The organism is Rhodoferax sp. (assembly GCF_014859475.1).
In the GTDB taxonomy this organism is placed as follows: Bacteria; Pseudomonadota; Gammaproteobacteria; order Burkholderiales; family Burkholderiaceae_C; genus Rhodoferax.
The window spans coordinates 1-11,587 of the sequence record NZ_JACUUE010000075.1; the positions used below are offsets into that span (position 1 = coordinate 1).

General features: G+C 61.6%; 11 protein-coding genes. 4 read left to right on the forward strand and 7 right to left on the reverse strand.

What is annotated here, in order from left to right; all coding sequences use genetic code 11:
• Positions 1 to 155 precede the first annotated feature (155 nt).
• A complete protein-coding gene (gene recA / locus IBX54_RS08315; RefSeq protein WP_296542200.1) occupies positions 156 to 1,238 on the reverse strand; it encodes a recombinase RecA in 1,083 nt (360 codons plus the stop codon).
• A 153-nt stretch (positions 1,239 to 1,391) separates the two neighbouring features.
• Between recA and IBX54_RS08320 the strand changes: the two genes are divergently transcribed.
• The 3 genes from IBX54_RS08320 (at position 1,392) to IBX54_RS08330 (ending at position 4,069) form a co-directional block, all read left to right on the forward strand.
• Positions 1,392 to 1,865 carry a helix-turn-helix domain-containing protein gene (locus tag IBX54_RS08320; RefSeq protein ID WP_296542201.1) on the forward strand — a complete coding sequence of 158 codons (474 nt, stop codon included), beginning with the start codon at positions 1,392 to 1,394 and terminating at the stop codon, positions 1,863 to 1,865.
• Positions 1,866 to 1,933: 68 nt separating this feature from the next.
• Complete coding sequence (locus IBX54_RS08325; protein WP_296542202.1) at positions 1,934 to 2,608, forward strand: response regulator transcription factor; 675 nt, start codon at positions 1,934 to 1,936, stop codon at positions 2,606 to 2,608.
• 12 nt (positions 2,609 to 2,620) lie between these two features.
• Positions 2,621 to 4,069: a sensor histidine kinase gene (locus tag IBX54_RS08330; RefSeq protein WP_296542203.1), complete on the forward strand. Its 1,449-nt coding sequence runs from the start codon at positions 2,621 to 2,623 to the stop codon at positions 4,067 to 4,069.
• On the opposite strand, the gene IBX54_RS08335 is transcribed toward IBX54_RS08330, so the two are convergent.
• From IBX54_RS08335 to IBX54_RS08345, 3 genes are read right to left on the reverse strand one after another with little or no spacing between them, the layout of a single operon-like run.
• The gene (locus tag IBX54_RS08335) at positions 4,066 to 4,587 is read right to left on the reverse strand and encodes a hypothetical protein (protein ID WP_296542204.1); all 522 of its coding nucleotides are present in this window, start codon (positions 4,585 to 4,587) and stop codon (positions 4,066 to 4,068) included. The two genes, IBX54_RS08330 and IBX54_RS08335, sit on opposite strands and share 4 nt — an antisense overlap.
• 9 nt (positions 4,588 to 4,596) lie before the next feature.
• Complete coding sequence (locus tag IBX54_RS08340) at positions 4,597 to 5,436, reverse strand: biotin--[acetyl-CoA-carboxylase] ligase (RefSeq protein ID WP_296542205.1); 840 nt, start codon at positions 5,434 to 5,436, stop codon at positions 4,597 to 4,599.
• Positions 5,437 to 5,448: 12 nt separating this feature from the next.
• On the reverse strand, positions 5,449 to 5,919 hold the full coding sequence (locus IBX54_RS08345) for an SET domain-containing protein-lysine N-methyltransferase (protein WP_296542206.1): 471 nt from the start codon (positions 5,917 to 5,919) through the stop codon (positions 5,449 to 5,451).
• 99 nt (positions 5,920 to 6,018) lie between these two features.
• On the opposite strand from IBX54_RS08345, the gene IBX54_RS08350 reads away from it, so the two are divergent.
• Positions 6,019 to 8,958: a DNA topoisomerase III gene (locus IBX54_RS08350; RefSeq protein WP_296542207.1), complete on the forward strand. Its 2,940-nt coding sequence runs from the start codon at positions 6,019 to 6,021 to the stop codon at positions 8,956 to 8,958.
• Between the two features lie 308 nt (positions 8,959 to 9,266).
• Here the strand turns inward: IBX54_RS08350 and IBX54_RS08355 are convergent, their stop codons facing one another.
• The 3 genes from IBX54_RS08355 to IBX54_RS08365 all read right to left on the reverse strand — a co-directional run bounded on the left by IBX54_RS08355 (position 9,267) and on the right by IBX54_RS08365 (position 11,526).
• Positions 9,267 to 10,541 carry a type II toxin-antitoxin system HipA family toxin gene (locus tag IBX54_RS08355; protein ID WP_296542208.1) on the reverse strand — a complete coding sequence of 425 codons (1,275 nt, stop codon included), beginning with the start codon at positions 10,539 to 10,541 and terminating at the stop codon, positions 9,267 to 9,269.
• A complete protein-coding gene (locus tag IBX54_RS08360; protein WP_296542209.1) occupies positions 10,538 to 10,834 on the reverse strand; it encodes a helix-turn-helix transcriptional regulator in 297 nt (98 codons plus the stop codon). The genes IBX54_RS08355 and IBX54_RS08360 overlap by 4 nt, the downstream gene beginning before the upstream one ends.
• Before the next feature lie 74 nt (positions 10,835 to 10,908).
• The gene (locus tag IBX54_RS08365; protein ID WP_296542210.1) at positions 10,909 to 11,526 is read right to left on the reverse strand and encodes a ParA family protein; all 618 of its coding nucleotides are present in this window, start codon (positions 11,524 to 11,526) and stop codon (positions 10,909 to 10,911) included.
• Between the last annotated feature and the right edge of the window lie 61 nt (positions 11,527 to 11,587).

The following is an 11,587-nucleotide window of genomic DNA, read 5'->3' on the forward strand; positions in this document are numbered from 1 at the left end:
AGCGTGGCGATCCATGACTTCCGGGGTCATGGATTGCGTCACGGCGTTCGCAATGACGGTCACTTTCGCAATGACGGGGGTGTTCATGGAAAGCGTAGCGCGGCAATCCGTGTGCGTTATCGGGCCGGATACGTCGGGCTCGCAATGACGATTTTTTAAACGGCTTTTTTGCTGGCTGCCTTGGGGGCTGCCTCAGTCGCATCAGCGCCGGCCATCAGGGCGATGCCCAGCGAAGCGCGCACCTTGTTTTCAATCTCGCGCGACAGGGCCGGATTTTCTTTGAGGAATTCACGCGCGTTGTCGCGGCCCTGGCCGATTTTTTCACCGCTGTAGGCGTACCAGGCGCCCGATTTTTCCAGGATGTTGGCCTCCACCCCCATGTCGATGATTTCGCCTTCGCGGCTGATGCCCTGGCCAAACATGATGTCGAACTCGGCGGTCTTGAACGGCGGCGCCACCTTGTTCTTGACCACTTTGACCTTGGTTTCGTTGCCGATCGCCGCGTCGCCTTTTTTGATGGTGCCGGTGCGCCGGATATCGAGCCGCACCGAAGCGTAGAACTTGAGCGCATTGCCGCCGGTGGTCGTCTCGGGGCTGCCAAACATGACGCCGATCTTCATGCGGATCTGGTTGATGAAGATCACCATGCAGTTGGTTTTCTTAATGTGCGCGGTAAGCTTGCGCAGCGCCTGGCTCATCAGGCGGGCTTGCAGGCCGGGCAGGCTGTCGCCCATTTCACCCTCCAACTCGGCCTTGGGTGTGAGCGCTGCGACCGAGTCCACCACGATCAGATCGACAGCGCCCGAGCGCACCAGGCTGTCGACAATCTCCAGCGCCTGCTCGCCGGTATCGGGTTGGCTGATCAGCAGGTCTTGCAGATTGACACCGAGGTTTTGCGCATACTGGATGTCAAGCGCGTGCTCGGCATCGACAAAAGCGCACTGACCACCGGCTTTCTGCATCTCGGCAATCACCTGCAAGGTCAGGGTGGTTTTGCCGCTGGATTCCGGGCCATAAATTTCGACCACGCGCCCGCGCGGCAGACCGCCGACGCCAAGGGCTATATCCAGGCCCAGCGAGCCGGTGGACACCACCTGGATGTCTTCAATGACCTCGCCCTCGCCCAGGCGCATGATGGTGCCCTTGCCAAACTGCTTTTCAATCTGGGCCAGCGCCACTTGCAGAGCCTTGGCTTTTTCGGGGTTGATGGGGGTGGGGGTTTTGACAGTTGCATCCATGGTTTCTCTCCTGGGTTAACGTTGATCGGCTACAAATCGGGAAGATGCGCATCCTGTGTTATTCACAACAGACTGGATGCCTGAACAGTAGTTTATTGCCGTTGTTAAACTCCGTAAACATATTTTTTAGTCAATTTGATTTACTATTTTGTCATGACAGAAACGACGCTGGATCAGCGCTGGCGCCAGACCCACACGGGCTATTGGCTGGCCCAGGCATCAATGCGTTTTGATGCCCGCGTGCTGGCCTTGATGGCCGCCAATGACCGCATGCCGCTGGCGCTGGCCCACCTGGCGGCGCGCGGGCATCTGATGGCCTCCCACGTGCACATCACCCAGCACCTGGGGCTGGCGGGCTCGCGGCTGACCGAACTGGCGGCTCGCGCGGGGGTCAGCAAACAGGCCATGGGCAAGCTGGTGGACCAATGCGAAGCATGGGACCTGGTGCAGCGCCAGAGCGACCCGCGGGATGCGCGCGCCTGCGTCGTGGTGTTCACGGCGGCCGGCCTGAACTGGTTGCAGGCCTATCAGGAGGCCATCATTCAAGCCCAGGCCGAGCTGCGCGCTGCAGTAGGCGATGAGGTAGCCACCGTCATGCTGCTCGGGCTGGAGGCCTATGCCGCCTAGAATGCGCGAAAGCAAGAGGCCATGAAACCTGAAGCACTCATCCGAAAGACCCCAACGAGGAGACATTGATGCGTATTTTGATAGCCGAAGACGACCAGGTTCTGGCAGATGGCCTGCTGCGCACCTTGCGCAGTTCAGGGGCCGCTGTCGATCACGTGGCCAGCGGCAGCGAGGCCGATGCCGCCCTGCTGACCAATACCGAGTTCGACCTGCTGATTCTGGATCTGGGGCTGCCCAAAATGCACGGCCTGGAGGTGCTCAAGCGCCTGCGCGCGCGCGGCTCGTCGCTGCCGGTGATGATTCTGACCGCCGCCGACAGTGTCGAAGAACGCGTCAAGGGGCTCGACTACGGCGCCGACGACTACATGGCCAAGCCCTTCAGCCTGCTGGAGCTCGAAGCCCGGGTGCGCGCCCTGAGCCGGCGCGGCATGGGCGCGGCCAGCAGCACCATCAAGCACGGCCCGCTGATTTACGACCAGAGCGGTCGCGTGGCCAGCATCGACGGCGTCATGGTGGAGCTGTCGGCGCGCGAACTGGGCCTGCTCGAGGTGCTGTTGCAGCGCGTCGGCCGGCTGGTCAGCAAAGACCAGTTGGTGGAGCGCTTGTGCGAGTGGGGCGAAGAGGTGAGCAACAACGCCATCGAGGTCTATATTCACCGCTTGCGCAAGAAGATCGAAAAGGGCCCGATCCGCATCGCCACCGTGCGCGGCCTGGGCTATTGCCTGGAAAAAATTCCCGGCTAATCACTTGTTGTCGTGAGCATGCCCCCACGCGAGCAGCGCTCGCTATTTGGCGAGATCCTGGACTGGATGCTTACGCCGCTGCTGCTGGTGTGGCCGCTGAGCCTGGTCGTGACCTGGTTGGTGGCGCAAAACATTGCCGGCAAGCCGTTCGACCGCGCCCTCGAATACAACGTGCGCGCCATGGCGCAACTCATCACCGTCGAGCGCGGTCGTGCCAAGTTTTCGTTGCCGCGCCCCGCGCGTGAATTGCTGCGTGCCGATGATTCCGACACGGTCTATTACCAGGTGCTCGGCCCGCGCAGCGAATTGCTCAGCGGTGAGCGCGACCTGCCGTCGCCGCCGTTGGTCGAGCAGGTGGTGCTCGACCAGGTTCGGCTGCGTGATGACGTGGTCAAGGGTTTTGACGTCAAGGTGGCTTATTTGTGGATCAATGTGTCGGGGCCAGGCACCCGGCCGGCGCTGGTGCAGGTTGCCGAGACCATGGAAAAACGCTCGGTGCTGGCCACCGAAATCGTCAAGGGCGTGATGCTGCCGCAGTTTTTCATTTTGCCGCTGGCCGTGCTGCTGGTGTGGCTGGCGCTGGTGCAGGCCATCAAGCCGCTGCACCAGCTTGAAGAACGCATCCGCGCGCGCAAACCCGATGACCTGAGCCCGATCGATGCGCAGGCGGTGCCGTTGGAGGTGGCCCCGTTGGTCGATTCGGTGAACGACCTGCTGTTGCGCCTGGCTGACTCCATTGCCACCCAAAAACGCTTTCTGGCCGATGCCGCCCACCAACTCAAAACGCCTTTGGCGGGGCTGCGCATGCAAGCCGAGATTGCGCAGCGCGAGGGCGCCAGCGCCGAAGACCTGAAGCATTACCTGCGCCAAATCGGCCGCGCCAGCATCCGCGCCACCCACAGCGTTAACCAGCTGCTGGCGCTGGCACGCGCCGAGAGCAACGGCTCGACCATGCCGCGCGAAGCGTGCGATCTGGCCGAACTCACCATGTCGGTGGTGCGCGACAGCGTGCCCCGCGCGCTGGAAAAACGCATCGACCTGGGTTACGAAGGCACGCAACCCGGCACCGCGAGCTGCACCGTGCTGGGCAACCCCACCCTGCTCAAGGAAATGGTGCGCAACCTGGTTGACAACGCCATCAACTACACCCCGTCAAGCCCGGACAAGCCCGGCGTGATCACGGCCCGCGTGCTCACCGACCCCTTTGGTCACATCCTGGTGCTGCAGGTCGAAGACTCGGGCCCGGGCGTGCCCGAGGCCGAGCGCGAGCTGATCTTTCAGCCCTTTTACCGCGCCCTGGGGACCGAGGCCGACGGCTCCGGCCTGGGTCTGCCGATCGTTCTCGAAATTGCCCAGCAACACAACGCCACGGTGAGCCTGGAGGCAACGCACCCGGGCCAAACACCAGCAGGAGCGCGCTTCGTGGTGCGCTTTAACGCCCTCGACAAAGTCGCGGCTTAGCGCGCTTGCGGGTCTGGCGAATCTGGCGGACAGACTTCAAACGCCTGACCGGGCAGCACCGCGCCGAGCGCCAGTAACTTCGCTTGCAGGGCTTGGTCCACGGCGGGCAAACGTAGGCGCCAGTTGGGTCCGGCCTGTGACGCATCCAACGCATCCGATGCCTGCTCTTGCGGTACTTGCGACTCTTGCTGCACCTGCTGCAACAGCCAGCCGTCTGATGGCCACGAGCCCGCCAGCAGGGCGCGCACCGCGTCTGCCTGGGCCTGATTGAGCGGCCCGGATTGCAGGCACACCGAGGGCTCAGCAAGCACAGCCTGCGGCGCAGCTGGCAAGGGCGGCAGTTGCCCCTCGGCGGCGCGCAGCACGGTGATGGCTTCAGGCTTGATTTGCTGCGCCAGGCGCTGTGGCTCGCGCTGCTGCGCCGGCCCAAAACCATAGGGCAGCAGCCAGCCCTCGCCCCACGTCCAGTACAGGGCATTGAGCAGCATTAACAGCAAGGCCAGGGTGCGCCAGTTCATGTCAGCGGCTCACAGGTGCGCATGGCTTGGCCCCGGTTGGGTGCGCACGCTGACTTCGGCGCTGGTGACGCGCTGCACGCCTTGCGCGCTGGCCACCAGCAGGGCACCGGTCGTATCGACGCCCTGCGCCACGCCCTGCACACCATCACTGAGCACCACCGGCACCTGCGCCAGCGCGTCGCGGGTGTTGAAATCTTTTTGAAACGGCGCAAACCCGTGGGCCTCGAAACGCTGCACGGTTTGCACCAAGGGTGCAGCAATGCGCAGCAAGGCCTGGGCTGCGTCCACCTCGGGCAGCAATTCACGCAGACCAACCGGCGCGGTGGAAAGACCCTTGGCATCAGGCGTGCGCAAGTTAAGCCCGACACCAATCACCAGGTATCGGCTGGCGCTGGACTCACCCCAGTTGGCGGTCTCGATCAGGATGCCGGCGAGCTTGCGGTCGTGCCACCACAGGTCGTTGGGCCACTTGAGTCGAATGGCGGGGTGCAGGCTCTGCGCCACACTCAAACCCACCGCCAGCGACAGCCCCGACCAGTCGGCAGGGGCCAGACTCAGGCCCAGCGAAAAAGTCAATGAGGGCGTCGCCCCCGCGCGGACCACCGGATGCGCTGCATGATCTGTCTGCCCGCTGAGCCATGGCCGGCCCATGCGGCCACGTCCGGCGGTTTGCCGCTCGGCCACCAGCAGCACGGGCTCCAGGCGACCGGCGCGGGCGCGGCGCATCAGTTCGGAATTGGTCGAGTCAAGCTCGGGCAAGACCTCCACGGTAAAGCCCGGCAGTGCAGGGGCCACAGCCTCCCGGATGGCCTCGGCAGGCCAGCGCATGGGGGTCAGCGGGGCGCGCATGGTGGCCATCGCCTAGCGCCGCTTGGGCGCCAGCAGCGTGCCCCGGCAAGTGGCGGCACCGCACCAGCAGGGGTACTCGGCCTTGAGCTTTTTGGTATAGCGCTCTTCGATGATCAGGCCGTAGTCGTAGTTGAGCTCTTCGCCGCAAACAATGTCGCGCAGCGCCTTGATGAAAATGCGACCGTCCTGCTCGTCGGCTTCGCAGTTGGGGTCGCAGGAATGGTTGATCCAGCGCGACGAATTGCCGCCATGCAGCGCGTCAATCACGCGGGTCTCGTCAATGTGAAAATAAAACGTGTGGTTGGGGTGCTTTGGGTCGTGCGGGTGGCGCGCTTGGGCTTCTTCCCAGCTGATGATCTCGCCCACGTATTCAAGGATGGTGTCGCCCGCTGCAATGTTCTGCAACGCATAGACTCCCTTGCCATGAATGCCGGAGGCGCGCACCTGGATGCGACGCGGTGTTGCGGATGATTTTTTTGACACGTTGAAAAATTTGGTATCGTGAACTCGTATGGGTGCGCGTGTGCGCACCTGCCTGCGTGCGCCCGCCCGTGCGAGCGCGAGAAAATGGATTGTAGTCAGATGAAAACATTGATCATTGCTGAAAAACCTTCGGTCGCCCAAGACATCGTGCGCGCCCTGACCCCCGTGTCGGGCAAGTTCGAAAAGCACGACGAGCATTTCGAGAACGACACCCATGTGGTGACCAGCGCCGTGGGTCACCTGGTGGAGATCCAGGCACCCGAAGCCTTTGACGTGAAACGCGGCAAGTGGAGCTTTGCCCACCTGCCGGTGATTCCGCCGCACTTCGACCTGAAACCCGTTGACAAAACCAAGACCCGGCTCAACGCCGTGGTGCGGTTGGCCAAGCGCAAGGACGTGGGCCAACTGGTGAACGCCTGCGACGCCGGGCGCGAGGGCGAGCTGATCTTCCGGCTCATCGAGCAGTACGCGGGCGGTGCCAAGCCGCTGGGCAAGCCGGTGAGCCGCCTGTGGCTGCAAAGCATGACGCCGCAAGCCATCCGTGATGGTTTTTCACATTTGCGCACCAATGCGCAAATGCAACCGCTGGCCGATGCCGCGCGCTGCCGCTCAGAGGCCGACTGGCTGGTCGGCATCAACGGCACCCGCGCCATGACCGCCTTCAATTCGCGCGACGGCGGCTTCTTTTTGACCACCGTGGGCCGGGTGCAAACGCCAACTTTGAGCGTGGTGGTGGAGCGCGAGGAGCAAATCCGCAAATTCATCAGCCGCGACTACTGGGAAATTCACGCCAGCTTTGCCGCCCAGGCCGGTGCCTACCCGGCCAAATGGTTCGACCCGAACTGGAAACGCGCAGCGGCCAATGCAGCGGCAGGCAACGCCGAGCCAGATGCCGAACTCAAGGCCGACCGGGTCTGGAGCCAGCGCGAAGCCCAACAAATTGCCGATGCGGTGCGCGGACAACACGCCACGGTCACGGAAGAAAGCAAGCCGACCACGCAAGTCTCGCCCACGCTGTTCGACCTGACCAGCTTGCAACGCGAAGCCAACGGCAAATTTGGCTTTTCTGCCAAGGCCACGCTGTCGATTGCGCAAAGCCTGTACGAGCGTCACAAGGCCCTGACCTACCCGCGAACCGACTCGCGCGCGCTGCCCGAAGACTATCTGCCGGTGGTCAAGCAAACCTTCGAAATGCTGGCCGACAGTGGCATGAAGCACCTGGCACCGCACGCGCTCACGGCGCTCAACAACAGCTACATCCGCCCCAGCAAGCGGATTTTTGACAACGCCAAGGTCAGCGACCACTTTGCCATCATTCCGACGCTGCAGGCGCCGCATGCCTTGAGTGAAGCCGAGCAAAAAATTTACGACCTGGTGGTGCGCCGCTTCATGGCGGTGTTTTTTCCGGCCGCCGAGTACCAGGTCACCACCCGTATCTCCAAGGTGCAAGAGCACAGCTTCAAAACCGAAGGCAAGGTGCTGGTCAAGCCGGGCTGGCTGGCCATTTACGGCAAGGAGGCGGTGGACGAAGTGGCGGGCGGCAAAGACGGCGACAAGGGCCAAAACCTGGTGCCAGTGGTGCCTGGCGAGCGGGTCAAGGCCGAATCGGTCGAGCCCAAGGCGCTGAAAACCCGGCCGCCGGCGCGCTACACCGAAGCCACGCTGCTCGGCGCCATGGAAGGCGCCGGCAAAACCGTGGAAGACGACGAGTTGCGCGAAGCCATGCAGGAAAAAGGCCTGGGCACCCCCGCCACCCGCTCCAGCATCATCGAAGGCCTGATCTCCGAGGCCTACATGCACCGCGAAGGCCGCGAACTGATCCCCACCGCCAAGGCCTTCCAGTTGATGACGCTGCTGCGTGGCCTCAATGTGCAGGAGCTCACCAAAGCCGAGCTCACCGGCGAATGGGAGTTCAAGCTGGCACAAATGGAGCACGGCAAGCTCAAGCGCGAAACCTTCATGGCCGAGATTGCTGCCATGACCGAACGCATGGTCAAAAAGGCCAAGGAATACGACCGCGACACCATCCCCGGTGACTTTGCCACGCTGCACACGCCCTGCCCCAACTGCGGCGGCATTGTGAAAGAAAACTACCGTCGCTATGCCTGCACCGGCGCCGATGGCAAAAGCGATGGCTGCGGTTTTTCGTTTGGCAAAACCCCGGCGGGCCGCACCTTCGAGCTCGCCGAGGTAGAGCAGTTTTTGCGCGACCGAAAAATTGGCCCGTTGAGCGGTTTCCGCTCCAAGGCGGGCTGGCCGTTCACCGCGGAGATGGTCATCAAGTTCGACGACGAAACCAAGAACTACAAGCTGGAATTTGACTTTGGCGACGACAAGAAGGGCGAGGAGTCGGGCGAACTGATCGACTTCTCGGCCAAGGAATCGCTGGGCGCGTGCCCCAAATGTGGCGCCCGAGTGTTCGAGCACGGCAAAAACTACGTCTGTGAAAAGTCGGTGCCCACCGACGCACAGCCCACGCCAAGCTGCGACTTCAAGACCGGCCAGATCATCTTGCAGCAGCCCATCGAGCGCGCGCAAATGGTCAAGCTGCTCGCCACCGGCAAGACCGATTTGCTCGACAAGTTCGTCTCCATGCGCACCCGGCGCGCCTTCAAGGCCATGCTGGCCTGGGACCCGGCCGCAGGCAAGGTGAACTTTGAATTTGCCCCAAGCAAATTCCCGCCGCGCAAAACCGCCGCCGCACCTTTGACCCGGGCTGCGGTGGCGGCCAAGAAAACGGCAAAAGCGCCAGCCAAAAAAGTGGCCAAGGTGCCCGCCGTGAAAACGCCGCGCAAAGCACCCGCCGCAGGCAGCCCGGGCTCAACGCCCAGCGCCGCCCTGGCCGCCGTGATTGGTGCCGAACCCGTGGCACGCGCCCAGGTCATCAAGAAACTGTGGGACTACATCAAGGCCAACAACTTGCAAGACGCCGCCAACAAACGCGCCATCAATGCCGATGCCAAGCTGCTGGCGGTGTTTGGCAAACCCCAGGTGACAATGTTTGAGCTGGCCGGGATCGTGGGCAAGCATTTGGGATGAACTTAGGGCTCGCGTCCATTTCTATTCGCCGGCCGTAAGCAAGCTGAATCGTCGTCGCTGCGGCCATCCTGGCTCTGTTGAGTTTGGTTCGTTCAAATTCTTCAGGGGATACACGCATTTGCAAGCTGGCTGAGACGACACCTTTTGCTTGCGGACTGTGGCCGCGCCAAGAATAGGCGCAGTGCGCCGGCGATGGCAAAGGCGTTCAGGCAGGCATTCATCCAGACTTTGGGCGACGCGCTGTCTGACGCGACCAGGCTGCGCCAGAGCCCAAAGATGCCCGCTGGCTCGTCGCGCCGGGATCACCTTCAAACCGAAGCTGAGTTACCAAGCGATGTCGCCATGGCCTTCAATTGCCGTGCCGCATCGGTGTGATGAATCGCACAACCGTGCGACCAGAGCTCAAGCATTCTTTGTGCGGTCGGAACGAAGCTGGGGTACTGCGCGGCCTTGGTCAACGCGTCTTGCGCCACGCTGAGCATGGCATCAACCAGACGCGCGCTGGTTTCGGTTTGAAACTTGGCCGTCACGGTGCATCGGTTGGCAAACTCTTTCAGGCTTTTTTTCACAAACCAACGTTTGACCCCACCGAAACTCAGGGCCGGTGCGTCAAGGGCATCGCCGTTTTGCGCCCGTGGTGCATAGACCGACATGGACAACATGTCAAAAACGGGTGCCAAGCGCACATCATTGGCACTTGAATAGACAAAACCAAAATTTTTCAGGTGCGCGTCTCCATTGCGAATGGCCATGCAGGCCAGGTAGTGCGCATAAAACTGTTCTAGCGCCCCCCTTCTCTGGTCAAGCGGGCAGAACTCTTCGATCTTTTTGATGATTTTTTCCACCGAACCAGAAAACTTGTCGCCCGCATTGAGCGCCAGCATGGCGCACATGTCCTCAAAGCCCAGATTGATGCCAGGCGCAAGCACATCAAAACGGCGAATGGCCAGGCGAGCGGCATCCTCAGAGAGCTGAAACTCGGGCACGGGCAAGCCCATTTTTTGCGCCACGCTCAAACCAAAATACTCATTGAGAATCAGGTGGGGGTGGTCATCGTCATTGGATTTGATGATCCAGTGGTCAAAAATCAGGGTGCTTTTCCCGTTAGTGTGCTGGCCCGGCAACGGGCTTTTCGCCAAAAATTTGGGGAAACCACCTGACACACCTGAAGTGTCAGCGTGCTCCTCTAAAAACCGATCAACGATTTCTTTGGAGCTGCTCTGAAGCAAGGTGTGCAAGTCTTCGCACGGACTTTGTGCTGACAGAGCCGACCCATGGGGGGCTAGCTTGATGCGACCCACCAGGTGCGCCCCCACAACCGACAGCAATGCCATGTCGCCAAAGTAATCAAAATGCTTGGCAAATTTTTTTGTCAACAACTGCTTGAGCGCACCCTCGGGCAGGCTGACCTGGAACACCGGGTGCAGTGCAGTATGAACCCAGCTCTCAAGGCGCACCGGCATCAGCAGCGACACCGCCTGACTGCTCGTCACATTGGCCAGGTACGCGAACACAAAACGGTTGACCCCAACTTGTTCCAGCGTGCCAACCAGCGCCTGGTTGACGTACACATCGAGCTTCATAGCACACCGCCAAAACGCTCTCTGGCGTTCTGGGCGTTCATGTCATCGAGCGTTGGGGCGTGGGCAGTGGTGGCCTGCATGACGATGTCCAGGCACGTGTGCAGCCGCCGCAAGGTGCTCAGGTTGCAGTCGCCGCCTTTTTCGATCATCAGCAAGGCCCGACGGCTGATACCCGCCGCTTGGGCCAACTTGGCCTGGCTCCAGCGCAGTTGCTTGCGTTTGGCCACCACCGCACCGACCAGGGGGTCCAGATGATCCAGGTTTGGCAAGGTTTTGTCGCTTTGGGCAGGCATGATTTATGTAATCTATAGATCGCTATTTAAACACATTTACACTTAATAGTGATCTTTAAATTACATTAAAGCCCTTACTGATCCAGCCAGCGGCAAATGGCTTGCCACTGGGCCAGGTCCCGCGCCACGCGCTCTGGCGGCAGGTCGAACACGGTGAGGCCGCGGGCCGCCAGCTGGACGTAGTTCTGCGTGTCACGCACAAAGCCCAGCACCGGCAGGCCGGTGGCTTGCACAAAAGTGCGCAATTGCTCGGCGGCGCGGGTGCGCTCATCGACCCGCATGCCGACAATGCCAATGTCGATCTTGGCTGCGCGAGCACTTTCAGTCAGCTCGTTCAAAAAATCCTGCGTGGCGAAGATGTCGAACACGCTGGGCTGCAGCGGAACGACCACCTTGTGCGCGCGCTTGAGAATTTCCTTGAGCCGCTTGCCGTGCAGCCCGGCGGGCGTGTCGAGCACCACATGGGTCGTACCTTTGGGCGGCTTAACAACGCCGTCGTCACCAAGCACCCAATTGCGAATAGGACGGACTTGATCCGGGCGCAGTGACAGCCAGAGCTTGCTCGACTGTTGCCGGTCGGCATCGCCCAGCATCACGGCATGGTTCTGGCTGGCAAAGTAACCGGCAATCTGGGTGGACAGGGTGGACTTGCCCACGCCTCCCTTGGGGTTGGCGACGACGATAACTGGCATGAATGAAATCTCCGGCAATATGGCTTGCTGATGTTAGCGGCAACCGCGACCCAAGGGAAAA